Source organism: Oceanobacillus senegalensis, assembly GCF_900176885.1.
Taxonomy (GTDB): domain Bacteria; phylum Bacillota; class Bacilli; order Bacillales; family Amphibacillaceae; genus Oceanobacillus; species Oceanobacillus senegalensis.
In genome coordinates, this window is the sequence record NZ_LT839648.1 from 478,135 (window position 1) to 505,006 (window position 26,872).

Genomic DNA, 26,872 nt, shown 5'->3' on the forward strand with positions numbered 1-26,872 from the left:
TCCTAGTAATAAGAGTTTGTTACTTAAAGAATTCCTTAAGCATTTCCAATTGGGCTTCGACAAATCCCAATAGGTATCCCTTTTTGATTAAGCTCTTTTTTCAAGTTTACGATAGGAGTTCCCTGATAAACCTGTTCAATAATGTTATAGAATGTTGCTCTGTCTTGTTTACTAATATGTTGCTGGGTAATCATTTTTTGAAAGATTTGACTGATTTCCATCGGATAGATATTTCCTGCAATGGAAGATAGACGGTTAAACCCCAGTGATACGTTTTCCTCTAATTCCACTTCTCCACCGGCATAAAAATAAAAGTCGCTTCTTCTTATCCCTTTTTTTAGTAATCCAACCTTCTCTTTATTACCGGCCTCTTTTACTCCTACCACTAAATCTATTTCACTTAACTCAATCATACTTTTTACTGATAAATCAAAGCCTGTTCTTTTTGGATTGTTATACAGAATAGTAGGTTTGTTACTAAGATCTGTTATTCTTTTTGTATAAACCAGTGCCTCTTCTTGTGATGGTAGAATATATGGTGGATAGCCAAGCATGATGCCTGATATTTTGGTTTCACGAATTTCTTTAGCTAGTTCTTCTGCCTCTTTCTGTCTTATAGCTGATATACCAAATAAAATCTCCATATTATCAATAAGTTCTGTTTCCGATACAAGCTCGTTTATCAATTCAACTTTCTCTTTCAAGTTTAAGCTATGTTGTTCACCAGTCGACCCAGAGACAAGCACAGACTTTACACCTTGTTTATACAAGTCCTTTATATGAGCAATAGTGCCTTGACTATTTAAAGACTCATCTTCAAAAAATGCTGTTGTGACAGCAATGTGAAAGGTTTGTTTAAGCAAAATGTTCCCCCTTTCTCTATTTTAGTATAAGTCTTTATTTCTATTAAGAACGGTACTCCTTATAGCTATATAGGAATCGGTGCCAGTATTCTAACAACCATCCGTAACATTTTTTGTTAACAATTGTGGCAAAAAGCTAAATGATTGCAGGGCTTATTAATATTTCGAATCTAAAGGTTGAAAAAGTAGGGAGTCTAGTTTTATATTCCATGGTACTTAGTTGCTTTTAATGGATACTTTCTTCGTATGAAATGTAGCTATTTTGACAACTTGCTCGGCCATATAAGATTTCGAATGCTGGAAGTCACTTCTGATCCATTCGATAATTAATCCGATTATCCCATATACACGGTAATGATAAAAAAGCTTCAAGTTTATGTCGTTTGGAACATGATTTGATGTGAAATCAATATCTTCCTTGAAGTGCTTTTCCAACGAACGTACCATTTCCTCCTGAAAATTAATGGATACCCTTGAACTTAACATGGTTTGATAAAAGTCTCTGTTTATAAGAAAGTGGTCAAAGAGGCAAGTGGTAGATAACTCTCTAATATTTACTTCATCTGTCAAATGTTGATAAGGCTTGCGAAAAGCGAATCGAAGTTCGTCTAGCTTTTCATCCATCATTTCCTGAAGCAAATCTTCTTTCTGTTCATAATGAATATAGAATGTTCCCCGATTATAATCTGCCTTTTTAACGATTTCCGTAATCGTGATGTCTTCAAAACATTTTTCCTTCAGCAATGCTAATAACGTACATTGAAATGCCTTTTTTGTTCGCTTCACTCGTTTATCAACGGTTTTTTTCATTTAGATACCTCTTTTATAAAAAAATTTAAACTTTCATGAACAAAATAGAAGGAAGTGTTTAGTTATAGACATTTACTGTAATTTTAATTATTGAATGCGTTTTCAACTTAACTTATAATCGAACCATACTTATATTTTACTAAAAATTTAGTATATTTTAAATATAAAAGGAGGAAGCTTGTATGTCAACTTTAGTGTCTTTAAATCGCAAAGCTGCTGCATTTACGTCTAAACCATTGAAAATGTTTATCGGAGGAAAGTGGGTAGATGCCCTTTCTGGAAAAAGAACAGAGGTTCGAAATCCAGCAGATGGAACGATGATTACGACTGTAGCAGAGGCGGATAAGGAGGATGTGGATGTCGCTGTTCGGGCAGCACGTAAGGCGTTTGAAGAGGGACCATGGTCTAGAATGAAGCCAAATGAACGAGCAAAACTTATGTTGAAATTGGCAGATTTAATTGAAGAGAACGGAGAGGAATTAGCTCATCTAGATACATTAGATTACGGTCAGCCATTATCAACAACATTAGGCTTTGCTGGTGCTGCTGCAGATAATTTTCGTTATTATGCAGGCTGGGCAACAAAGTTAACTGGTGAAACACACACATCTTCCATTCCTGGTGAAGTTTTTAACTATACAAGAAGGGAACCACTTGGAGTCTGTGCGGGGATTGTTCCATGGAATGCTCCACTAATGAATGCCATCATGAAAATATCAGCGCCCCTTGCAGTGGGGAACACCGTTGTTATAAAGCCTTCAGAGGAAACGCCGATTAGCCTATTGCGTTTTGCTGAGCTTGTCCAAGAAGTTGGATTCCCTGATGGTGTGGTGAACATTATTACGGGTCATGGCTCCACTGCAGGCGATGCAATGGCCTCCCATCCAGATGTTGACAAGATTGCGTTTACTGGTTCCACAGCGACTGGAAGAAAAATCATTCAAAATAGTGCAGTAAACATTAAGAAGGTTACGTTGGAATTAGGTGGAAAATCAGCCCATGTTATTTTCTCGGATGCTGATTATGAACAAGCACTTCAAAATGCAGCCAACGCTGTATTTTGGAATTCGGGTCAGGTGTGTTTTGCTGGGTCCCGATTGTTTGTTGAAAAAGGGATTTACGATAATTTCTTAAGTGATTTAGCAGAGTACTCCAAGAATTATAAGGTTGGTAATGGGTTTGATGAATCATCTGTTATTGGACCGTTGATTTCAGCTAAACAAAAACACCGTGTTTTAAATTACGTGGATATTGGTCAAAAAGAGGGAGCAGAAATGTTAATCGGTGGTGAAGCAACGGAAGCCGATTTACGCGATGGATATTTCGTGAAGCCAACGGTTATGGCAAATGTAAACAATGACATGACCATAGCTAAAGAAGAGATTTTCGGCCCTGTGGTTTCAGCAATCCCGTTCGATGGCGAGGATGAAGTAATTCGTTTAGCCAACCAAACAGAATATGGATTAGGTGGAGGCATTTGTACGACGAACCTGAAGAAGGCACATAAAGTAGCCCATGCCATGAATACAGGTAATGTTTGGATAAACACGTACAATATTACCGAACCAAATTCACCGTTTGGAGGATATAAGCAAAGTGGATTAGGAAGAGAAAACGGTGCTGCCTCTATTGATGCCTATACAGAAATTAAGAATGTATGGATTGATTTAAACTAAGTCGCTTTTCATACATTTTGTTGCTTTACTCATTCGCACTTGTAGGAAAATGTGCAGTACATGGTGGAGATTAATAGTACTTTAAGATTGCTGCGGAAATACATCAGATACGTGGTGTTCCTATTGGAAAGGAGGGCACCGTCAACTTCGGGTGCAGAAAAAGTGATTTCTTTTTCAAGAAGTTGACTTTCCTCCGTACCGCTACAAAAGTGGGTGGTATGAATTCGAGCACCAACCAGCGCAGTATAATTCCGCAGCGGTATTAAACATCTCCGACAGGTTACTGCGCATCTCTCTAAGTCAAAAACAATCTTATAGAAAACAGTCTAAACAAAGGTGCGTAATGGATTTAATTCATTAATAAGTTAAGAGGTGAAACGTCTCCTTTCGTCTCTTAACGTAAATATTTAAATGAGAAAGTACTTATTAGGTTTACGGAGGTGCATCTAGTGTATAAAGGCTTAGAAACATTTCCTGCCATTGTTGAATATCGAGCAAAACAAAAACCACAGGAGCGATTCATTCAATTTGAACAAGAAAGTTTGACATACAAGCAATGGAATGACAATGGAAATAAAGTCGCCAATTTAGCAAAAAACTTAGGGTTAGCAAAAGGTGATACTTGTGCTGTCATGCTTCCGAATGGTCCGGCATTTCTAAATACATGGCTTGGATTAGCGAAGCTTGGTGTAGTTGAGGTACCAATTAATACAGCATTTAAGGGAGACTTACTTTCATATATTCTTAATAAAGCGGAATGTCGTGCAATTGTTCTGTCAGCAGAATGGGCAGAGAGAATATCAGAAGTAGAAGAGGAATTAGATTACCTTGAACATATCATTGTTGTTGGATCTTCTCTAAAAAATAAAAAAAACTCTGGTAACGTTACATGGCATTTCTTTGAGTCATTATTAAATAAGGCTGATAGTTCTCCCATTGAGGAGGATATTCAACCAGATCATCCTTCTGTCATCCTTTTTACTTCAGGTACAACGGGGCCTTCCAAAGGAGTTGTGTTAAGTCATCGTGCCAACTTTAGTGTGGCGAAAACGGCTTGTGGATTAATGAATTATGAAGAGGACGACAGGCTATTCACTGTTTTTCCGTTATTCCACGTAAATGCCCGCTACACCACGGTTCTTGTGGCATTACTTGTGAATTGTGATGTTGTTATGCATAACCGTTTTTCTGCCTCTAGATTTTGGGATATCTGTCGTCGTGAAAACATTACGGCATTCAATTTTATGGGATCGATGTTGACTATTTTGATGAAGCAGCCCGAGCGTTCGGATGATGCCGATAATCCTGTAAAAAAAGCATATGGTGCACCAACACCTATTGAAATTTATGAAGACTTTCAACAAAGATTTGGAATGGAAATATCTGAGGTTTATGGTTCAACGGAATTAGGGACCGTTGCAGCAAATGCTGCAGAAACCTTTCGAAAAGGTGCCTGTGGACAAATTGTTCCTATCTATGACTGTGAAATCCATGATGATGAAGGCAAACCTTGCCCAGTTGGAAAAAGTGGCGAAATAGTTGTTCGGCCGAAGAAGCCAGGAATCATGTTTACAGAATATTACGGAAACCCGGTGGCCACGGTTAATTCCTGGAAGGATTTATGGTTCCATACAGGGGATACTGGTCGTATGGATGATGATGGTTATCTTTACTTTATTGATAGGAAGAAAGATGTCATTCGTAGAAAGGGAGAAAATATTTCCTCCTATGAAGTAGAACGTGTTATCAATGACCATCCAAAAATCTATGAATCTGCCGTTATTGGTGTTCCATCAGAGTTGTCAGAGGAAGAGGTTCTTGCAGTCATTGTTTTAAGAGAACGAGAAAGTTTGAAGTATGAAGAGTTACTCGATTTCTGTCAAAAACGAATGGCTTATTTTGCAGTACCTCGTTATATCCGCTATGTGGATACATTTCCTCGAAATACTTCACAGCGAATAGAAAAATATAAGCTTCGGAAAGAGGGAATAACAGAAGATACTTGGGATCGTGAATTAGTTGGCTATAAGTTACAACGTTAACGACATTTTGGTGGAGGGGAGATGAATATGTATAACGGAAAAGAGACTTTTGGTGCAATAGCGGAGTACCGGGCAAAGGAGAATCCAGATAAACGCTTTGTTCGTTTTGAAACATGTGACCTGACCTATCGAGAATTCCACATAGGTGGAAATAAAGTAGCAAATGCTTTTTCGTCATTGAATTTAGTAAAAGGTGATACGTGTGCTGTCATGCTTCCAAACAGTCCGGAGTTTTTAAAGACGTGGCTAGGCCTTACGAGAATTGGTGTTATTGAAGTTCCGGTAAATACTGGACTTCGTGGGGATCTTTTATCCTATATTCTGAATCAGGCCAAGTGTAAGGCTATAGTTATAGATTCGGAATGGGCAGCACGCATAAAAGAAATTCAAAACGGATTACCATACCTAGAACATGTCATTATCGTTGGAGAGGATAACCCCAATCCATTTTTAGATGAGATATTGGTACATGGATTTGAAAATTTAGTGGAAAACGAAAGTGATGCGGACGTCGATACGAAAATTAACCCGACAGATCAATCGTTAATTCTTTTTACTTCTGGTACAACTGGGCCATCCAAGGGAGCGATGTTAAGTCACCGAGCTAATTTTGCTCTATCTCGGACTTGCTGTGAACTGATGGATTATGGTCCACAAGATCGATTATTTACAATGTTTCCTTTATATCATGTCAATGCCAGATATGCGACCATTCTTGCAGCATTAATTGCTGGAAGTGATGTCGTGATGCATAAACGTTTTTCTGCCTCGAGATTCTGGGATATTTGCAGAAGGGAACACATCACTACCTTTACTTATATGGGCTCCATGTTAACAATTTTAATGAAGCAACCGGAACGACCAGATGATGCGGATAATCCAGTCCGTCAGATTCAAGGTGCCCCATGTCCAGCTGAAATTTATGATGAATTTCAGAATCGTTTCAACATAAAAATTACAGAGGCTTATGGATCAACAGAAATTGGCTTGGCTATGGTTAATCGTGCAGAAACCTTCCGAAAAGGTTCTTGTGGAAGAAAGCTACCCATTTATGAAGTGGAAATTCATGATGAAGATGGAAATCCATGTCCACCAAATGTAGCTGGAGAGATTGTCGTACGGCCTAATGAACCGTCCATTTTATTTTCTGGTTATTATGGTATGCCAGAGGCGACTGTGAAAGCATGGAGAAATTTATGGTTCCATACAGGGGACCGTGGACAAATGGATGAAGATGGATATTTTTACTTTGTCGATCGACAGAAGGATGTAGTTAGACGAAGAGGTGAGAATATTTCTTCCTATGAGGTAGAGAGTGTGATCAATAAGCATCCCAGTGTACAGGATTCAGCAATTGTTGGCGTCCCCTCCGATTTATCTGAGGAAGAGGTACTAGCAGTTGTTCAAGTAAAGGATGAGAGAAATTTAACTTCAGAAGAATTGTTAGACTTTTGCCAAAAGCGTCTACCTCATTTTGCTGTACCACGATATGTACGCTTTGTTCAGAAATTTCCAAGAACACCTTCACAACGAATTGAAAAATATAAGCTTCGAAAACAAGGAATAACAGAAGATACCTGGGACCGGGAAGCTGCAGGGTATACAGTAGTACGGTAACGGTGAGCAGAAACATACTTCTATTCTCGGAGGGTTCCGATGTGGAAAAAATAAATGTTAGTAAAGTGATTGATGAGAGTAAATTTAATTCCTTTCATTTCATTTTAGTATGCTGGGGATTTTTTATTCTCCTAGCAGATGGTTATGACCTTATGGTTTATGGATCTGTTATTCCAAGCCTTATTGATGAATGGTCTATTTCCTCTAGCACAGCTGGTTTTATTGGGAGTCTGACACTTATAGGGAGTTTAATAGGAAACTTAATTTTTAGTATTTTCTCTGACAAGTTTGGTAGAAAAATAACAATTATTACCTGCGTTATTTCATTTAGCTTTTTTACCATGTTATGTGGTATTGCATTTGGTCCTGTTGATTTTGCCATTTATCGATTTATTGCTGGCTTAGCATTAGGTGGGGTCATGCCTATTGTTATCGCCCTTATTTCTGATTATGTTCCAAAAACAGTTAGGAGCATGCTAATAGGTGTTGCATCAACAGGGTTTGCAGTCGGTGGAATATTCGTTGCACTGGTTGGTTCAAGCATCATTACAAATATAGGATGGGAATGGATGTTTATATTTGGCGGATTTCCGTTATTAGTTGTCCCATTTTTAATTAAATATTTGCCAGATTCCTTATCCTTTTATCTAAAGAAAAATAATTATGATAGGGTACATTCTATTTTGAAAAAGGTTAATCCTTCTCATGTTCCAACGAATGACCAAGTTTTCGAAATAGATTTACCAAAAAAGGGTGTTCCTGCTGTAGAGCTTTTTAAAGAAAAACGGGGAGTTTCCACGCTTGCATTTTGGGTTTCTACCTTTATGCTCCTTTTAATGGTATATGGTCTTGGTACTTGGCTACCACAGATTATGGTCGAGGCTGGGTATCCATTACAATCTAGTTTAATGTTTTTGCTTGCCTTAAACTTTGGAGCTATGTTTGGCCAAGTTGGTGGAGGACTGCTAGCAGACCGAATAGGTTCCAAGAAAATTCTGATAGGGATGTTTTTGTTAGGAGCTATTAGCTTAACCCTATTTGGTTTTCAATTTGAAGCAGTGCTTTTATATATTTTAGTAGGAATAGCTGGTGCATGTACAACTGGGGGGCAGGCTGTTAACAATGCCTATGCTTCTAAATTCTATCCAGGATTCGCTAAATCAACCGGTGTTGGCTGGGCATTAGGAATGGGTCGTTTTGGCGCAATTGTTGGGCCAGCAATGGGAGGTCTATTATTAGATTTAAATGTACCAATTATCATAAATTTTATCATGTTTGCTATTCCAGGAATTTTAGCAGCTATAGCAATTACTTTTGTACAGGATCGATATAGCGAGTTTAAGATGGAAAGCAGTAATGAATTAAAAGTCGGTGTAACAAAGTATTCTAATGGATAGTTCCATATAGAAAAGGAGGGGATTACTTGGAAACATTACGAGGTAAAGTAGCGATTGTTGGTGCAGCAGATTCGGAAGTTGGTGTTGTTCCTCATATGTCCCCTACACAACTTGGTATGGATGCGGCGTTAAAAGCAATGGACGATGCTGGTATAACAAAAGACGAGATTGATGGACTTATTACCTGTGATTCCTTTGCTGAGCCATTTTTATATCACTCTGAGGCGATGGCGGAATACTTACAAATTAATCCGAAATATTGTTTGAGTGTTGGTACAGGAGGAGGCACAACATTTTCCCTTCTTCATCATGCTGCTTCAGCGATTGCGACTGGTATGTGTGAAACGGTCCTTATCACTATGGCAGACAGTCTTAGAAGTGGTATATCAAAGGAAAAAGCTATGAATACCCAAGCATCCACAGGTCATGCACAGTTTGAATCACCCTATGGTCCGTCTGTTCCTTCTTTGTATGCACTAATTGGTAGGGCTCATATGGCCGAATATGGAACAACATCAGAACAATTTGCGAGAATTGCGGTTGCTGCTAGGAAGCATGCAAACTTAAATCCAGCAGCACAAAAACGCGAATTAATTACAGTCGAGGATGTTGTCCATTCACGAATGATTGCCGATCCATTACATCTCTATGATTGTTCTCTCATATCGGATGGGGGGTCAGCTGTGATTCTTACATCGACTAAAAGCGCGAAAAATATGTCACGACAACCTGTTTATTTATTGGGAGTTGGTGAAGGACATCGACATGAGCATATTAGCCAAGCTCAGAGTCTGACAACATCTGCAGCAAAAGACTCAGGACAACGAGCGTACGAGATGGCAGGACTAGGGCCAGAAAATATTGATTTTGCTGAACTATACGATTGTTTCACTCCAACCGTTCTGATTGAATTAGAGGATTTAGGCTTTTGCGAAAAAGGGGAAGGGGGCTCCTTTGTTGAAAGTGGAGCGATTGAGCTTGGGGGAAATCTACCAATTAACACACATGGTGGTCTGCTTTCCCATTGCCACCCTGGTAATCCAGGCTCTATGTTCCACTTAACAGAGGCCGTCCTGCAGTTAAGGCATGAAGCAGGAAGAAGGCAGGTACCTGATGTGGAAGTGGGGCTCGTACATGGCCAGGGGGGTATCATGTCAAGTCATACAACACTTATTTTAGGTAGGGAGGTGTAGATATGGAAGAGCATATCGGAAAAAACTTCCCAGAACCCACGGTAGAGACGGAAAAATTTTGGCAAGGCTGTCGTAAGCGTGAATTACTCATTCAGCAATGCAATGAGTGTGGACATTATCAATTTTATCCGCGAATTATGTGTACAGATTGTATGAGCAGGAATATAGATTGGATGAGTGCTACGGGTCGAGGAAAGGTGAAGACGTATACGATTATTTACAGGGCTATATCAAAGGCTTATGCGAAGGACGTTCCCTATGTCGTCGCCATCATTGAATTGGAAGAAGGGCCAAGCTTGATGAGTAATGTAGTTGGTTGTAAACCAGAGGAGGTCAAGGTTGGTCAGGAGGTAATGGTTACTTTTGAAGACTGGTCTGAAGAGATATCGATCCCTAAATTTACCCCGCTTCCATTAAGCTAGCCCTTTTTCAACAGGTGGGTATTTCTTTTAACCTAGTGTATTATCATTTTTCATATAAGTCCAAATTTATGAGGAGGAATACGTATGAAAGCATTAGTATTAACAGAGTTTAACAAAAAATTGGAGATCCAAGATGTCCCAGAACCGACCCTAACCGATGATGGTGTCATTATCCGGGTGAAAGCAAATGGAATTTGTAGAAGTGATCATCACTTTATCAAAGGTGATTTAGGATGGATAGGAATGAACTTAGAGCTCCCACATGTACTTGGGCATGAATTCTCAGGTGTAGTAGAGCAGGTGGGGAAAAATGTTACAAAGTTTAAAAAAGGAGATCGGGTCGTTGTTCCTCACGCACATGGAGAGGGTACATGTGAGTACTGTATGACGGGCCACTCAAATATTTGTGATCATGGTAGCATTGTTGGTGTTACTTATTGGGGCGGATATGGAGAATATGTTCAAGTCCCTAATGCCGATCGAAATGTTGTGATTTTACCTGATTCGATTTCTTTTGAAGCTGGTGGTGCATTAGGTTGTCGATTCATGACTGCATTTCATGGCTTAATCGATCAAGCAAGATTACAACCAGGGGAGTGGGTTGCGGTTCATGGAAGTGGTGGTCTTGGATTATGTGTGACACATGTCGCTAGTGCTATGGGAGCAAGAGTTATCTCTGTTGATATTAATGACGAATCCTTGGAACTTGCTAAAGAATTTGGTGCGGAAGTTACGATAAATGGGAGTAAAGAAGATGCCGTTCAAAAAATCATGGAAATCACAGATGGTGGGACACATGTTTCGGTAGATGCTTTAGGGGCTGCAGTTACTTGCCAAAATTCAGTTAACAGTTTACGTAAGCGGGGAAGACATCTCCAGCTAGGGATGACATCTGCTGATGAGCGAGGAAAAGTCGAATTACCAGTTGATTTAATTGTTGTAAAAGAAATAGAATTTATTGGCTCTTCCAATATGCCTGTCCCTAGATTCCCAGCTATGCTCAGTATGATTGAAAGTGGCGTATTGCAGCCGGAAAAAATGATTACTAGAAAAGTGAGTTTGGAAGAAGCTGCTGATATTCTAGAGGATATGGGAGAGTTTAATGCACCGGGGCTAAGCGTGGTTAACAAGTGGTAGCTAAAGTAAAAGGAGCACTGTGGAGATTCCCACAGTGCTTTAACTTTCATAATTATCGGGGATGGAAATTGGTTTTTAATTTAGACGTATCGGTTTTCCTCTGTGTGATTTGCTACATAAATCTGATTACTTAAGTTACCCATAATCTCTATTTATTTATCCAATGGAACGATAAATGTTTCTGGTCCGGTTGGTTTGGCGCTTCCACCAATCGGTTCCACACTTGCCTTTAGTAATTTGAATTGATCAATATCCTTCCCTCTAAAGAACACACGTGATACACCATCCTGTATGGAGAGGACTTCCCCTCCTTTAATTTTATTATCCTTATAGACAAACCATAATTGATAATCATGGTCGGCAAGATTGGTTAAGCCATCTACTTCAAGTAGCATCTCATGAGTGGTGTCGTTAAACCATAAATTCCCTGATACATCTGTAAAATCTGCTACAGGTATGACAGATATTTGTTCGGTGGAATCATCTGGTTGGAAAATATCGATTTGAATGTCATCATTATGGACCACTTGATAGGATCCTTCTCTTGGTTTATTGAAAAAGAGAAGTCCTATTGCAAGAAAGACAATAGCTGCTGAACTGATAGACCCGAAAACAATGGCTCTTTTTTTTCGTTTCTTTGCGATAGGAGTTTTCACTGTAGCCAAATCATCCCATATTTTCTCCTTAACTGTAGGACTTGGCTTTTCAGTCGAATTTTCCTTAAATAGTTGTTTCCAGTTTAATAGTTTATCTTGACATGTCTCACAAACCTCTGTATGTTGAAGTACCTCATGTCTAACATTCTCTGTAGCTTGTCCTAATGCTACATCAATAATCTTTTCTTCAGAGATGTGCGAACTATAATTCATGTCGGTTTGCACCCCCATTTGACCCGGTCCATCTTAAAATAGATTTTTGTTTTCGTAGATTTTGTAATCCGTAACGAATTAAGGATTTTACCGAACCTAATGGCTTTTGCATGTCTTGGGAAATTTGCTTATGGGTTTCCCCTTTAAAATAAGATCGATAAATGGCTTCGCGCTGGGATTTAGGTATATGATTTAATGCTTCAAGAATAATCTTGCTTTCTATTTCTTTTAAAAAAGCTAGGTCAGCTCCTTGTACCTCCTGATATGAAAGAGATTCTAACTTTTGGATAAGGAGTGGCTTCTTTTTACGAAGTCTATCAATCGATCTGCTTTTTGTTTTAACAGCGAGCCAAGCCCTCACACTACCCTTATTTGGCTTATATTGAGCAGCTTTTTGAAAAACCTCTATAAAAACATCATGACAAATATCCTCAGCCTCTACTCGATTTCCGGTTACTTGATAAGCAATATGGAAAACAAAGGAGCTATGTATTTCATAGAAAGGATTGAACGCATCCTTTGAACCATTTTTAATTTGTTTTAACAATTCAACGCTTTCTTGATTGTTATCCACATGTATTGGCCTCCTTTTTCATTATTACTAGGCTATGATTCTTTTGATAAGAGAAATATGCAGTATTATCACTACGAAATGTATATGTCTCTATTATTGTGACGTTCTATAAGAAATAGAAGTTACGGTTAATTTTTAACAAATTTTTTTCAAAAAAACAAATCCAAAATAAAATTTCCATCGTAACAATTATGAAAAAAATTATAGAGAGGATGAGTGGTATGTTGAAACGATTGTTATCTGTTTTAACTATTGTACTTACTATGACTTCATTTTTGGGAGTTGCTCCAGTCTTTGCTCAGGCCACTTTATATACTCCCTACACAGGTCTGTCAGCTACTCCGGGGGAGACCATTGATTATACCATTGATGTGATTAATAACGAATCAACGATACAAAATGTCACATTTGATTTGGAAGGATTACCGGAAGGCTGGAAACACACGATTACAGCAAATGGAAATGCGATTGAACAACTATCCGTACGTGGAAATAGTGAGGAGCAAATTACGTTAGAAGTCACCGTTCCATTAGAAATTGAACAGGCAGATTATGAATTTAATTTAGTTGCAACTGATCAAAATGGAAGAAGTACAGAACTACCTTTTCTAGTTAAATTAGCGGAAGAAGGAACTTTTGAAACGGAATTAAATGTAGACCAGCCCAATCTTCAAGGTCAAACGGATTCCTCTTTCTCTTATTCGGCAACATTAAAAAATCGAACTGCTGAGGAGCAAAACTATGCCTTAACAGCAAATGCACCAGAAGGATGGGGAGTACAGTTTAAGAATGGAAGTGATAATGTCACTTCTGTAACAGTGGAACCAAATAGCGAAAAGGATATCACGATTGATGTTACTCCACCAGAAAATGCGAGCGCAGATACCTATGAAATAGGAATATCAGCTGCTGGTAGTGGGACATCAGTTGAAACAACGTTGGAGGCTGTTATCACAGGTTCCTATGACCTTAAATTAACCACACCAAAGGGGATTTTAAGTGCAGATATTACTTCTGGAGGAGATCGAGTCATTGATTTGGTAGTGGAAAACACAGGAACTGCACCATTAACCAATGTTGAACTTTCAGCTTCAACTCCACCGAACTGGGAAAGCGAATTTGATACTAGCACGATCCCAGAAATTGCACCTGGTGAATCGGCAACCGTTAAGGCGACATTAACTGCATCGGATGAGGCGATTGCTGGTGATTATGTCACGACCTTTAAAGCCTCTGCAGCAGAAACATCAGCGGAAGCAGATTTTCGAGTTTCCGTCCATACTTCTACTCTATGGGGCATAATCGGTGTTCTCATTATTTTAGGAGTTGTTGCTGGATTATACTATATGATTAAAAAATATGGGAGGAGATAAGTGTGACTGCTCCGATTATTGAATTGAAAAATGTGAGCAAACAATATGATGGACAGTTTGCCGTAAATAATCTGTCTCTTTCCATTCCTAAGGGGGAGGTTTTTGGTTTGCTTGGTCCGAATGGTGCAGGAAAAACAACTACGATTCTCATGATGTTGGGATTAAGTGAGCCAACTTCTGGTAGTATTCTTGTTTCCGGAATGGATTCGACCCGAAATCCAATTGAGGTAAAGCGAATGGTCGGCTATTTACCCGATAATTTAGGTTTTTATCCGAATATGACTGGCTTTGAGAACTTAATGTATACGGCAGAGCTTAATCATATCCCAAGGAATATTGCTAAGGAGAGATCCGATTATTTATTGGAGAAAGTTAACCTAACAGAATCGGCAAAAAAGAAGACGGGAAAATATTCGCGAGGAATGAAGCAGCGACTAGGGCTCGCAGATGTACTGATGAAAAAACCAGAAGTAGTTATTTTGGACGAACCTACATTAGGAATTGACCCTGAAGGTGTTCGGGAGTTACTAAAAATGATTCGCGAGTTAAGTGAAGAGGAAGGGATTACGGTATTATTATCTTCCCACCATCTACATCAGGTACAACAAATTTGTGATCGTGTTGGGATTTTTGTAAATGGGAAATTATTAGCAGAAGGAGATATTATGAGCCTTGCACAGCAATTGTTTGAAGAAAATACGTTTGTCATTCATGTAGAAGCCTCTCCACTCCATCAATCATTATTGGAAACAATTCAGGCAATCGAAGGTATAACGAAAATGGAGGAGGTAGAAAATGGGCTAGATATCTATTGTAAGAAAGATTTAAGCTCTACCATTAGTCGAATTATTATTGAATCAGGCGCCTCCTTATATCATATTAGTAATAAAAACTTTGGCCTAGACGAAATATATCATCGTTATTTTGAAGGGCGTGATCATACATGAATCTCGCGAATGTAAAAGAAAAGATTATTGGAAACCGATTAGAAAAGCTTTTCACAAAGAATCGTGTCAAGAATAGAACAGGAGAGGAAAATAAATCAGCATTTATAGCGATTGTACGTAAGGAATTTACCGATTTAATTAGAAGCTGGCGTATCATTATTTTACTAACTATTATTTTACTAGCTTGCTTTGGATCACTGTATACAGCTGTAACGGCTATAACTGATACTCTTGATAGTGGTGCTGCCGAGAAGCTCGAAGGAAACTCTTACCTCTTTTTACAATTGTTTACTATTTCTGATGGTACGTTACCTTCCTTTATTACCTTCGTTAGTTTTCTCGGGCCATTGTTTGGTATTGCTCTCGGGTTTGATGCGATAAATGCAGAGCGAAATAAAGGAACACTTAGTAGATTAATGGCTCAGCCGATTCCAAGAGATTATGTGTTAAATGCTAAGTTTATTGCTGCATTGCTCTTAAATACAATTCTAATCTTTTCTTTAGGCTTTATTGTGATGGGATTGGGAATCCTGATACTTGGAATCCCGCCAACGACAGAAGAGTTTTTCCGTGTAATGGGCTTTCTTATCGTATGTATTGTTTATATTGCTTTTTGGTTAAATTTAGGAATATTATTTTCCGTTCTGTTTAAAAACTCGGCAACATCTGCTTTATCAAGCATGGCCGTGTGGATATTTTTTACCATCTTTTATTCGATGATTGTTCAATTATTGTCTCGTTCTTTGCTGAATACATCTTCCATAACAAGCATGTCTGATGCAGTAAATGCACAAGGGACGGTTTTGAATTTCATGCGACTTTCCCCTAATTTTTTATTCAGTGAATCAACCACGATTCTCTTATCGCCGTCCGTTCGCAGTCTTGGTCCACTAACTGTGGAACAAGCTACAGGGGCAGTGGCGGGGCCATTACCACTTAGCCAGAGTCTATTATTAATCTGGCCACAACTCACTGGATTAATTGCCGCTACCCTCATTTGCTTTGCTATTGCATATATTCTTTTTATGCGTCAGGAAATACGTGCTAATTAAAAACCAGCTATAGAATTGGCTGGTTTTTTCCATTGGAGGTATTTGGGGATGAAAGAAAGTACCACAACTATCCTCATACAGTATGGTAAAATCACCTTAGATACAATAAGAAATGGAGGATGAACCATGATAACTCATTTGCAAGATACCGTAATGTTGAACAATGGGATAGAGATGCCTGGTTTTGGGTTAGGTGTTTACAAAGTGGATGATGGAGAAACTGCTTTATTTTCAGTTAAAACCGCACTTAAAGCTGGTTATCGATTGATTGATACGGCTTCCTATTATAAAAATGAGGAAAGCGTGGGACAAGCTATAAAAGAATCTGGTGTACCAAGAGAGGAAATCTTTGTTACCTCGAAGGTATGGAACAATCAGCAAGGTTATGAAAGCACATTAAAGGCTTTTGATGAAAGTTTAAAGAAACTGGATTTGGAATATCTTGATTTATACTTAGTGCATTGGCCAGTGACTGGTAAATATAAAGAGACATGGCGCGCATTGGAAAAACTTTATGCGGATGGAAAAGTTCGTGCCATTGGTGTAAGTAACTTTCAAGTGTATCATCTAGAGGATTTACTAAAGGATGCTAAAGTGAAACCAGTACTCAATCAGGTTGAATACCATCCACATCTTACTCAAGAAGAGGTAAAAGCATTCTGTGAGAAGAAAAATATTCAGCTAGAAGCATGGTCTCCGCTTAAAAGAGGGGATCTTTTAGATGAACCGGTGATTGTAGATATAGCTAAGAAATATGGAAAAACATCAGCACAAGTCATTTTGCGCTGGGATATTCAAAATAAGGTAATTACTATTCCAAAATCTGTGAGGGAGGAGCGGATTGCAGAAAATGCTGATGTCTTTGATTTCTCCCTAACAGATGAGGAAATGAAGAAAATAAGTGCATTAAATATCAATGACCGCAAAGGCCCAAATCCAGAAGACTATTAAAATTATTGTGATTCACACGGATTTTTTGAAGTTTTAGTTAGCTGGATAGTATTATTATTAGGATTGAACCCTTTCCACTATTGTGGAAAGGGTGTTTTAAATGGTACTTACAGGGATAAAGATATAAGTACCTCACAATATAAATAATGCAAGGGTAAAGTAATTTTTTAAAGTTTTCCTTAAGTGACAGGTTGTCTTTCTTTATGAGATAATTAACAATGGTTGATTTGAAAAACAGCCATGATCTAAACTAGAATCTGACAAAGATTGGAGATAGTAACATGAAGGTAAAGATTAATCGTAATGCAGCTAAACAGTTCAAAAAAATGTTAGAAACGGAAGAAGCACAAGGGAAGATGATTCGTATATACATATCACATATGCACGGGGATCATGCTCACTATGGTATTGCTTATGATACCCCACAGGAACATGATGAAGTGGTGAAAACGGATAAGGACATTGATATTCTCCTCGATACACGTGAGGAATTTCTAGATGGAATTTGGATTCAATACTTCCATGTAGATGATGAAGGATTTGTTATCACGAACCCTTCTAAAGGTGGACACCACCATCACTAAAAGTCGGTATGGAGAATAAAGAATTAATTTGTAAACAATTTTGTTTGCTTTAAATCCGACTTAGTTTGTAAACAACCATTTTAAAAAAATGATGGCCCATTAATAGGTGCCATCATTCTTAATATGAAGGAATGTTATTTAAAGTATAGTGTGGTTCCTGTATTCTAACCTATTATTCTTCATCCTCTAGGACATTATAAGCCATTTCATATAACTTCATTTGACTCTCTAAAGCTGGTTCCCCTCGTTGTTTTTCAACATAGTGATAAGATCCGTCACTAGCTTGTTCCCTTGCTTTAAGATTATCGTTTAGTATAATCGTTAGGATTTCCTTTATTCTATTTTTAATGGATGCTTCATAAATAGGAAAAAGCAATTCTACTCGCTTTGCCATATTCCGAGTCATTAAATCAGCAGACGAGAGGAAGATTCGCTCATCTCCATTGCTATGAAAATAATAGATACGGGTATGCTCTAAAAAGCGGCCGACTATGCTACGAACCCGAATGTTTTCGCTGACATCTTTTTGACCTGGCTTTAGGCAACAAATCCCACGAACAATTAAGTCAATCTTCACCCCAGCCTGGGACGCCTCATAAAACTTCTTAATAATCTCTTTATCTGTTAAGGAATTCATTTTGGCGACAATATGTCCGGTTCCTCGTTCCTTATGAAAACGAATTTCTTCGTTAATATAGCGTATGAAATCTTTGCGAATGTCAAATGGTGCCATTGAAATGTGATGGAAATCTGGCTTTTCTGTAAAACCACTTAAATAATTAAAAAAATTTGTTGCATCGATTCCAAATTTTCGTTTTGTTGTAATTAACCCCATGTCCGTATAGGATTCAGCTGTCTTGTCATTATAATTTCCTGTACCTAAATGGACAAACCGTTCTATTTTTTCTTTGCGTTTTCTGACTACTAGTGTAATTTTACAATGGGTTTTTAAAGAATTCATTCCATAAATAACGTGGCATCCGGCTTTTTCCAGTTCTTTTGCCCACTGGACATTTTGTTCCTCATCAAAACGGGCTTTTAATTCTACTAATACTGTAACTTGCTTTCCGTTTTCTGCTGCTTGTTTCAAGCCTTTAATAATTGGGGAGTTCCCACTGACCCTATATAATGTTTGCTTTATGGCTAATACTTCAGGATCCTCCGCCGCCTCTGTTACCATTTCTACAACTGGTTCAAAGGATTCATACGGGTGATGTAGAAGAATATCCCTTTTTATCGCGGCTTCAAACACATTTTCATCACTTTTAATATCCTTTGGATGTTGCGGAATTAATGTTTGATATACCAACTGTTCTCTATCTGCATATACTTCTTTATAGAAATTAAATAAAAAGGTTAAATCCAACGGACCGTCCACCACATATAAATCTTTTTCATGGATTTCCNTATTGCATATATTCTTTTTATGCGTCAGGAAATACGTGCTAATTAAAAACCAGCTATAGAATTGGCTGGTTTTTTCCATTGGAGGTATTTGGGGATGAAAGAAAGTACCACAACTATCCTCATACAGTATGGTAAAATCACCTTAGATACAATAAGAAATGGAGGATGAACCATGATAACTCATTTGCAAGATACCGTAATGTTGAACAATGGGATAGAGATGCCTGGTTTTGGGTTAGGTGTTTACAAAGTGGATGATGGAGAAACTGCTTTATTTTCAGTTAAAACCGCACTTAAAGCTGGTTATCGATTGATTGATACGGCTTCCTATTATAAAAATGAGGAAAGCGTGGGACAAGCTATAAAAGAATCTGGTGTACCAAGAGAGGAAATCTTTGTTACCTCGAAGGTATGGAACAATCAGCAAGGTTATGAAAGCACATTAAAGGCTTTTGATGAAAGTTTAAAGAAACTGGATTTGGAATATCTTGATTTATACTTAGTGCATTGGCCAGTGACTGGTAAATATAAAGAGACATGGCGCGCATTGGAAAAACTTTATGCGGATGGAAAAGTTCGTGCCATTGGTGTAAGTAACTTTCAAGTGTATCATCTAGAGGATTTACTAAAGGATGCTAAAGTGAAACCAGTACTCAATCAGGTTGAATACCATCCACATCTTACTCAAGAAGAGGTAAAAGCATTCTGTGAGAAGAAAAATATTCAGCTAGAAGCATGGTCTCCGCTTAAAAGAGGGGATCTTTTAGATGAACCGGTGATTGTAGATATAGCTAAGAAATATGGAAAAACATCAGCACAAGTCATTTTGCGCTGGGATATTCAAAATAAGGTAATTACTATTCCAAAATCTGTGAGGGAGGAGCGGATTGCAGAAAATGCTGATGTCTTTGATTTCTCCCTAACAGATGAGGAAATGAAGAAAATAAGTGCATTAAATATCAATGACCGCAAAGGCCCAAATCCAGAAGACTATTAAAATTATTGTGATTCACACGGATTTTTTGAAGTTTTAGTTAGCTGGATAGTATTATTATTAGGATTGAACCCTTTCCACTATTGTGGAAAGGGTGTTTTAAATGGTACTTACAGGGATAAAGATATAAGTACCTCACAATATAAATAATGCAAGGGTAAAGTAATTTTTTAAAGTTTTCCTTAAGTGACAGGTTGTCTTTCTTTATGAGATAATTAACAATGGTTGATTTGAAAAACAGCCATGATCTAAACTAGAATCTGACAAAGATTGGAGATAGTAACATGAAGGTAAAGATTAATCGTAATGCAGCTAAACAGTTCAAAAAAATGTTAGAAACGGAAGAAGCACAAGGGAAGATGATTCGTATATACATATCACATATGCACGGGGATCATGCTCACTATGGTATTGCTTATGATACCCCACAGGAACATGATGAAGTGGTGAAAACGGATAAGGACATTGATATTCTCCTCGATACACGTGAGGAATTTCTAGATGGAATTTGGATTCAATACTTCCATGTAGATGATGAAGGATTTGTTATCACGAACCCTTCTAAAGGTGGACACCACCATCACTAAAAGTCGGTATGGAGAATAAAGAATTAATTTGTAAACAATTTTGTTTGCTTTAAATCCGACTTAGTTTGTAAACAACCATTTTAAAAAAATGATGGCCCATTAATAGGTGCCATCATTCTTAATATGAAGGAATGTTATTTAAAGTATAGTGTGGTTCCTGTATTCTAACCTATTATTCTTCATCCTCTAGGACATTATAAGCCATTTCATATAACTTCATTTGACTCTCTAAAGCTGGTTCCCCTCGTTGTTTTTCAACATAGTGATAAGATCCGTCACTAGCTTGTTCCCTTGCTTTAAGATTATCGTTTAGTATAATCGTTAGGATTTCCTTTATTCTATTTTTAATGGATGCTTCATAAATAGGAAAAAGCAATTCTACTCGCTTTGCCATATTCCGAGTCATTAAATCAGCAGACGAGAGGAAGATTCGCTCATCTCCATTGCTATGAAAATAATAGATACGGGTATGCTCTAAAAAGCGGCCGACTATGCTACGAACCCGAATGTTTTCGCTGACATCTTTTTGACCTGGCTTTAGGCAACAAATCCCACGAACAATTAAGTCAATCTTCACCCCAGCCTGGGACGCCTCATAAAACTTCTTAATAATCTCTTTATCTGTTAAGGAATTCATTTTGGCGACAATATGTCCGGTTCCTCGTTCCTTATGAAAACGAATTTCTTCGTTAATATAGCGTATGAAATCTTTGCGAATGTCAAATGGTGCCATTGAAATGTGATGGAAATCTGGCTTTTCTGTAAAACCACTTAAATAATTAAAAAAATTTGTTGCATCGATTCCAAATTTTCGTTTTGTTGTAATTAACCCCATGTCCGTATAGGATTCAGCTGTCTTGTCATTATAATTTCCTGTACCTAAATGGACAAACCGTTCTATTTTTTCTTTGCGTTTTCTGACTACTAGTGTAATTTTACAATGGGTTTTTAAAGAATTCATTCCATAAATAACGTGGCATCCGGCTTTTTCCAGTTCTTTTGCCCACTGGACATTTTGTTCCTCATCAAAACGGGCTTTTAATTCTACTAATACTGTAACTTGCTTTCCGTTTTCTGCTGCTTGTTTCAAGCCTTTAATAATTGGGGAGTTCCCACTGACCCTATATAATGTTTGCTTTATGGCTAATACTTCAGGATCCTCCGCCGCCTCTGTTACCATTTCTACAACTGGTTCAAAGGATTCATACGGGTGATGTAGAAGAATATCCCTTTTTATCGCGGCTTCAAACACATTTTCATCACTTTTAATATCCTTTGGATGTTGCGGAATTAATGTTTGATATACCAACTGTTCTCTATCTGCATATACTTCTTTATAGAAATTAAATAAAAAGGTTAAATCCAACGGACCGTCCACCACATATAAATCTTTTTCATGGATTTCCAGAACCTTTAATAGAAAGCGAACAACCTCTTTATCATTTTTACCTTTTCGTACCTCTAAACGAACTGCAGCACCCCATTTGCGTTTTTTAAGTTCTTTTTCAATTTCTTTTAATAAGTCACGTGCACCTTCCTCATGAATGGTCAAATCCGCATTTCTAGTAATTCGAAACTCAGTGATGGATTTCACACGGTATCCCTTAAATAATTTATATAGAAAATAGGATATAATTTCTTCCAATAAAATATACTTGTTTTTACGCCCAACCTTAATATATCTGTCAAGTAATGCTGGAACCTGTACAATGGCATTCTTTGTTTTATTTTCTTCAGCCACTATATCCTCCAGCACAATAGCCAAGTTAATGGATTTGTTCATTAAGAGTGGAAATGGATGATAGGCATCAATGGCGAGTGGTGTTAAAACAGGTAATATTTGCTCATCAAAATAGTCTTCTAGCCTGATTTTCTCATCTAAGGATAACTGATTAATCGATATAATCGAAATATCTTCCTGTTGATCTAACAAGGATACTAAATTCTGGTATCCGTTGTATTGTTTTTTTACAAGGATATGATTTTGCTCTGCAATAGACTCTAATTGTTGTTTTGGTGTTAATCCCGCTTTATTCTCCGGTTTATTAAAACCCGCTTTCACTTGATCCTTTAATCCAGCAACCCGAACCATAAAAAACTCATCTAGATTGGAAGAACAAATTGCAATAAATTTGAACCGTTCTAATAGAGGGTTTTTTGTATCGAAGGCTTCGTCAAGAACTCGGTTGTTAAACGCTAGCCAACTTAGCTCCCGGTTGTTGTAATACAATGGATTGTCTAAATTCACCCTGTTAGCAACGTTTTCCATTAGTTTTCCCCCTTCATACTAGTGTTTATTATACAAAAAATGAAACCGGTTGAATGTAAAAAAATAGTAAAGTTTCGTTAATTAGAAATTAATAAACTAGTGTGTGTAGAGGAATCGTTTACATAAAATGAATTTGTTATGTTGTACCCAATCCCTCCAATCTCCTAAGTTAGGGGATTGGAGTGGGAGTAATCCGTGTTATCTGTAGGCTTTATGGAGCTGTATTACTAAATTTAAGTACAATTGTATGCTTAAGTGCTTTTTCTAAATGCTTTTTTTGTTTATTCATTTGGAATTCTTCTGGTTTATAATCCCTATTACAATAGAAATGCAAATGAATTGATTTTTCTTTGATGTCGATATCAAATTCTTGTACAACCTGTCTTTTCGTTGCATCTAAGCAATACATGAATTTGATAATGGCACCAAGTAAGGATAACTTTTTTCGTTCTTCCTTTAAAAACCAACTTTTAAAAGGATGAATGAATTGTTTGAAAAGCGTTTTGTTTTTAAAGGATGCAATCAATGCTAGCTTTAAGCGATCGATGTGCATTAAGCCGTCAAGGGTACGGTTAGCAAGTAAGTAAAACGTATGCTGTGCACTGGATTCTGAATCGACATACTGTCCTAGGTTATAAACGAAACAAGCGCGTTCCAATAGTTGCCAATCATTTTGAGTTAAAGAACCTATTCCTCTTTCTTTCAATCCAATGAAAAACTTCCGAGTAAGTAACTGAATATGTTGAATTCGTTCTACATTTAAATTATATTCATGGACTAATTCTTCAATGCTGTCTTCTAACACATTTGGATATAAATTATGTTTTGAATCGCCTGATAGTAGCTCGTAAAAGACACCATCTCTTAGCCCTTTTCTACTTAATACAAAACCAGTCGCATCTGTTATTCCATAAAGACTATGAAATACCGTAATAGCTGGAATAATCGTATCTATCCGATCATTAGAAAGCCCCTCCACTTTTTCTAATTCTTGTCTTGTCATAGGCATTAAGTGATTCAGTACTCTTGCAATATCACTGTCGTTCATTTTATATTGGTGGAGCCCTGCTAGAGGATAGTTTTTCATACTCTGATCAATTTGTGCTAAATTACGCGCACTTCCACCAATGGTAATTAATGGAATTTGCTTTTTCCGAAGCCAGTCAAGATGTTGGAATTCATGATAGAGGAATTGTTTTAATTCGTTTAATGCTTTTTCCTTTGATTTTGTATCAGTGAAAAATTGCTGTAAGGTTAAGGCACCGAAAGGAAAACTATGGGATTCCATCAAAATACGATCCTTAAAGTAAGTAACTTCTGTACTACCACCACCAATATCAACGCTAATACCTTCTATTATCGAGGTAGAATTGACGACAGAAAGGTACCCATAATAAGCTTCTTCTTTTTCAGATAGGATGCGCATTTCCCAGTCTAGTTGTTTTTTTACCCTATTTTGAATTTCTTGCTTATTCTTGGCTTGCCTGATGGATGCTGTTGCAACACAAATAAACGCTTTTAATTGATAGAAAGAAACTACTTCTTTAAAGCTTTTTAAGGTATCCAACATTTTTTGGATCCCTTCTTCCGTTAAATAGTCATTTGCATCTATGTAATTTCTTAACCGCGCAACTGATTTAACATTTTCAACCTCATGGAGACGGCCAGAGCTAATTCGAGAATAAATAACCAACCTCATTGTATTAGAACCAATATCAATCACAGCATAATAATGTTTTTGCAATGCTATCACCTCGTTTGGGTAATACTATACCACTTGCATAATCGCCTGTCATTTAATGAATTGTAAAGAAATAATGAAAGACAAACGTTCGGATATTCTACTAAAAATTCCCCAGGAAATGACTATTACTTATAGGATATTGCCGAAATAATACGTTTCCTGTCTGTAGGAAAGAAAAATGTAAAAATATAACTTGTAATGAATGATATAAGATGTACTTGCATATAGTTTAGAAACCGCAGTAATAATGGAGGGGTTATATAGATGGATATCCTAGGTAAGGTGAGGAACTACCGAGAGAATGAGGAAAGCCTAAAATGGGAAGGTACGTTTGCGGAGTACTTGGATATTATAAAAGAAAGACCAGAAGTTGCGCAGCCAGCTCATTCCCGTGTTTATAATATGATTAAAGATGCAGGAATCGAGGAAGTGGATGGAAGAAAAAGATATAAGTTTTTTGATAAAGAAATTTATGGATTAGAAGATGCCTTGGAAAAATTAGTGGAAGAATATTTCCATCCAGCAGCAAAACGACTGGATGTTCGAAAACGAATTTTACTATTAATGGGGCCAGTAAGTGGTGGGAAGTCCACGATTGTTAGTATGTTAAAGCGCGGTTTAGAGGAATATTCTCGTACAGATGCTGGTGCCGTGTACGCGATTAAAGGTTGCCCGATGCATGAGGATCCGCTACACTTAATTCCTCATCATTTACGCGATGAATTTTTTGATGAATATGGTATCCGTATCGAGGGAAGTTTATCACCTCTTAATACGATGCGTCTTGAAAAGGAATATAATGGGAAAATCGAGGATGTAATGGTAGAGCGAATATTTTTCTCAGAGGATAAGCGAGTTGGGATAGGTACGTTTAGTCCATCTGATCCGAAATCACAGGATATTGCGGATTTAACAGGTAGTATTGACTTTTCAACTATTGCAGAATATGGTTCGGAGTCTGACCCGAGGGCTTATCGCTTTGATGGGGAACTGAATAAGGCCAACCGTGGAATGATGGAATTTCAGGAAATCTTAAAATCTGATGAAAAATTCTTATGGCATTTGCTATCCCTTACACAGGAAGGGAACTTTAAGGCTGGTAGATTTGCTTTGATTTCAGCTGACGAGCTAATCGTCGCGCATACGAACGAAGCGGAATATCGCTCCTTTATTTCAAACAAGAAGAACGAGGCCTTGCATTCCCGTATAATCGTTATGCCAATCCCTTACAATCTTCGTGTTGATGAAGAAGAAAAAATTTATGAAAAGATGATCAAAACCAGTGATATGGCGCATGTCCATGTAGCGCCACACGCCTTGAGGGTTGCCGCTATCTTCTCTGTGTTAACGAGATTGAAAGATTCTAAGAAACAGGGTGTCGACTTACTCAAGAAACTGAGATTATATAATGGAGAAAGTGTAGAAGGCTTTAATGATGTAGATGTCGATGAACTAATGAAGGAATACCCAGATGAGGGAATGGATGGAATTGATCCACGTTATGTTATTAACCGTATTTCTTCAACCATTATTCGAAAAGAAACACCATCGATTAATGCACTGGATGTATTGCGTTCCTTAAAAGAAGGTCTTGATGCGCATCCATCTATCTCTAAAGAAGATAAAGAACAATATATGAATTATATTGCCATTGCTAGAAAAGAGTATGATGACATTGCCAAGAAGGAAGTTCAAAAGGCATTTGTTTATTCGTATGAAGAATCAGCGAAAACATTAATGGATAACTACTTGGATAATGTTGAAGCATACTGCAACCATAATAAACTAAGAGATCCATTAACTGGTGAGGAAATGAATCCAGACGAGAAACTGATGAGATCGATTGAAGAACAAATTGGTATTTCAGAAAATGCAAAAAAAGCATTCCGTGAAGAAATTCTTATTCGTCTTTCTGCATTTGCTCGTAAAGGGAAGCGCTTTGATTATAATTCCCATGAACGCCTACGTGAAGCAATTCAGAAGAAATTATTTGCTGATCTGAAGGATGTCGTGAAGATTACAACTTCATCGAAAACACCGGATGAATCTCAATTGAAGAAAGTAAACGAAGTCATTGCGAGACTGATCGATGAATATGGCTATAATTCAACATCGGCAAACGAACTATTACGTTATGTTGGTAGCCTATTAAATCGATAGTAAATTAAAGCTTGGTGCTTCCTATAGAGATAGATAAAGTGAAACTTCACTCAGTGGGGTTCTTTTCGTCCCCACTGAGTGAAGGTATGACCTAAAGGTCTTGAACGTATCAGGTGTTTACTGGTTAAAAGAAAGAATGGTTTTAAAAACAGGACTAAAAAGGGAATTAGTCTTGTTTTTTTATCTATCTTAATTTTTTGTGTT

21 protein-coding genes and 1 pseudogene are annotated in these 26,872 nt (G+C 37.5%); 15 read left to right on the forward strand and 7 right to left on the reverse strand.

What is annotated here, in order from left to right:
* Window positions 1–35: 35 nt before the first annotated feature.
* Both CAO17_RS02200 and CAO17_RS02205 read right to left on the reverse strand, forming a co-directional pair.
* A complete protein-coding gene (locus CAO17_RS02200; protein WP_085991202.1) occupies window positions 36–863 on the reverse strand; it encodes a dihydrodipicolinate synthase family protein in 828 nt (275 codons plus the stop codon).
* Window positions 864–1,079: 216 nt separating this feature from the next.
* Window positions 1,080–1,673: a TetR/AcrR family transcriptional regulator gene (locus tag CAO17_RS02205; RefSeq protein WP_085991203.1), complete on the reverse strand. Its 594-nt coding sequence runs from the start codon at window positions 1,671–1,673 to the stop codon at window positions 1,080–1,082.
* Window positions 1,674–1,855: 182 nt separating this feature from the next.
* Here CAO17_RS02205 and CAO17_RS02210 point away from each other — a divergent pair, with 182 nt between their 5' ends.
* The 7 genes from CAO17_RS02210 to CAO17_RS02240 all read left to right on the forward strand — a co-directional run bounded on the left by CAO17_RS02210 (window position 1,856) and on the right by CAO17_RS02240 (window position 11,157).
* Entirely contained in the window at window positions 1,856–3,349 is a 1,494-nt protein-coding gene (locus tag CAO17_RS02210) for an aldehyde dehydrogenase family protein (RefSeq protein ID WP_085991204.1), read from the forward strand.
* 449 nt (window positions 3,350–3,798) lie between these two features.
* A complete protein-coding gene (locus tag CAO17_RS02215; RefSeq protein WP_143833706.1) occupies window positions 3,799–5,391 on the forward strand; it encodes an AMP-binding protein in 1,593 nt (530 codons plus the stop codon).
* Window positions 5,392–5,418: 27 nt separating this feature from the next.
* Window positions 5,419–7,008, forward strand: coding sequence for an AMP-binding protein (locus CAO17_RS02220; protein ID WP_179151867.1), 1,590 nt, complete (start codon window positions 5,419–5,421; stop codon window positions 7,006–7,008).
* Between the two features lie 41 nt (window positions 7,009–7,049).
* Window positions 7,050–8,405 (forward strand): MFS transporter, encoded by a 1,356-nt coding sequence (locus CAO17_RS02225; RefSeq protein WP_085991207.1) that lies wholly within the window; start codon window positions 7,050–7,052, stop codon window positions 8,403–8,405.
* A 26-nt stretch (window positions 8,406–8,431) separates the two neighbouring features.
* Window positions 8,432–9,598, forward strand: coding sequence for a thiolase C-terminal domain-containing protein (locus CAO17_RS02230; RefSeq protein ID WP_085991208.1), 1,167 nt, complete (start codon window positions 8,432–8,434; stop codon window positions 9,596–9,598).
* A 2-nt stretch (window positions 9,599–9,600) separates the two neighbouring features.
* Entirely contained in the window at window positions 9,601–10,020 is a 420-nt protein-coding gene (locus CAO17_RS02235) for a Zn-ribbon domain-containing OB-fold protein (protein WP_085991209.1), read from the forward strand.
* A gap of 84 nt (window positions 10,021–10,104) precedes the next feature.
* Window positions 10,105–11,157, forward strand: coding sequence for a zinc-dependent alcohol dehydrogenase family protein (locus CAO17_RS02240; protein WP_085991210.1), 1,053 nt, complete (start codon window positions 10,105–10,107; stop codon window positions 11,155–11,157).
* A 152-nt stretch (window positions 11,158–11,309) separates the two neighbouring features.
* Here CAO17_RS02240 and CAO17_RS02245 read toward each other — a convergent pair whose 3' ends face one another.
* Window positions 11,310–12,026, reverse strand: coding sequence for an anti-sigma factor (locus tag CAO17_RS02245; RefSeq protein WP_179151868.1), 717 nt, complete (start codon window positions 12,024–12,026; stop codon window positions 11,310–11,312).
* Window positions 12,016–12,600 (reverse strand): RNA polymerase sigma factor, encoded by a 585-nt coding sequence (locus tag CAO17_RS02250; protein ID WP_085991212.1) that lies wholly within the window; start codon window positions 12,598–12,600, stop codon window positions 12,016–12,018. Before CAO17_RS02250 ends, CAO17_RS02245 begins: the two co-directional genes overlap by 11 nt.
* A 212-nt stretch (window positions 12,601–12,812) precedes the next feature.
* On the opposite strand from CAO17_RS02250, the gene CAO17_RS02255 reads away from it, so the two are divergent.
* The 5 genes from CAO17_RS02255 (at window position 12,813) to CAO17_RS02275 (ending at window position 17,507) form a co-directional block, all read left to right on the forward strand.
* On the forward strand, window positions 12,813–13,973 hold the full coding sequence (locus CAO17_RS02255; RefSeq protein WP_085991213.1) for a COG1470 family protein: 1,161 nt from the start codon (window positions 12,813–12,815) through the stop codon (window positions 13,971–13,973).
* 2 nt (window positions 13,974–13,975) lie between these two features.
* Entirely contained in the window at window positions 13,976–14,920 is a 945-nt protein-coding gene (locus CAO17_RS02260; protein WP_085991214.1) for an ABC transporter ATP-binding protein, read from the forward strand.
* Window positions 14,917–15,972 (forward strand): ABC transporter permease, encoded by a 1,056-nt coding sequence (locus tag CAO17_RS02265; RefSeq protein ID WP_085991215.1) that lies wholly within the window; start codon window positions 14,917–14,919, stop codon window positions 15,970–15,972. The genes CAO17_RS02260 and CAO17_RS02265 overlap by 4 nt, the downstream gene beginning before the upstream one ends.
* 126 nt (window positions 15,973–16,098) lie before the next feature.
* The gene (locus CAO17_RS02270; protein WP_179151869.1) at window positions 16,099–16,923 is read left to right on the forward strand and encodes an aldo/keto reductase; all 825 of its coding nucleotides are present in this window, start codon (window positions 16,099–16,101) and stop codon (window positions 16,921–16,923) included.
* Between the two features lie 281 nt (window positions 16,924–17,204).
* Window positions 17,205–17,507, forward strand: a complete 303-nt coding sequence (locus tag CAO17_RS02275; protein ID WP_085991216.1) for a heme biosynthesis protein HemY — start codon at window positions 17,205–17,207, stop codon at window positions 17,505–17,507.
* A gap of 172 nt (window positions 17,508–17,679) precedes the next feature.
* On the opposite strand, the pseudogene ppk1 reads toward CAO17_RS02275, so the two are convergent.
* A pseudogene (gene ppk1 / locus CAO17_RS02280) lies at window positions 17,680–18,912 on the reverse strand (polyphosphate kinase 1); the annotation flags it as partial.
* 174 nt (window positions 18,913–19,086) lie between these two features.
* On the opposite strand from ppk1, the gene CAO17_RS02285 reads away from it, so the two are divergent.
* Both CAO17_RS02285 and CAO17_RS02290 read left to right on the forward strand, forming a co-directional pair.
* Window positions 19,087–19,911 (forward strand): aldo/keto reductase, encoded by an 825-nt coding sequence (locus CAO17_RS02285; protein WP_179151869.1) that lies wholly within the window; start codon window positions 19,087–19,089, stop codon window positions 19,909–19,911.
* A 281-nt stretch (window positions 19,912–20,192) separates the two neighbouring features.
* Window positions 20,193–20,495: a heme biosynthesis protein HemY gene (locus tag CAO17_RS02290; RefSeq protein WP_085991216.1), complete on the forward strand. Its 303-nt coding sequence runs from the start codon at window positions 20,193–20,195 to the stop codon at window positions 20,493–20,495.
* A 172-nt stretch (window positions 20,496–20,667) separates the two neighbouring features.
* On the opposite strand, the gene CAO17_RS02295 is transcribed toward CAO17_RS02290, so the two are convergent.
* Both CAO17_RS02295 and CAO17_RS02300 read right to left on the reverse strand, forming a co-directional pair.
* A complete protein-coding gene (locus CAO17_RS02295) occupies window positions 20,668–22,764 on the reverse strand; it encodes an RNA degradosome polyphosphate kinase (RefSeq protein WP_085991218.1) in 2,097 nt (698 codons plus the stop codon).
* Window positions 22,765–22,975: 211 nt separating this feature from the next.
* A complete protein-coding gene (locus CAO17_RS02300) occupies window positions 22,976–24,508 on the reverse strand; it encodes a Ppx/GppA family phosphatase (protein ID WP_179151870.1) in 1,533 nt (510 codons plus the stop codon).
* A gap of 264 nt (window positions 24,509–24,772) precedes the next feature.
* On the opposite strand from CAO17_RS02300, the gene CAO17_RS02305 reads away from it, so the two are divergent.
* Window positions 24,773–26,668 (forward strand): PrkA family serine protein kinase, encoded by a 1,896-nt coding sequence (locus CAO17_RS02305; protein WP_085991219.1) that lies wholly within the window; start codon window positions 24,773–24,775, stop codon window positions 26,666–26,668.
* The last annotated feature ends 204 nt before the right edge of the window (window positions 26,669–26,872 follow it).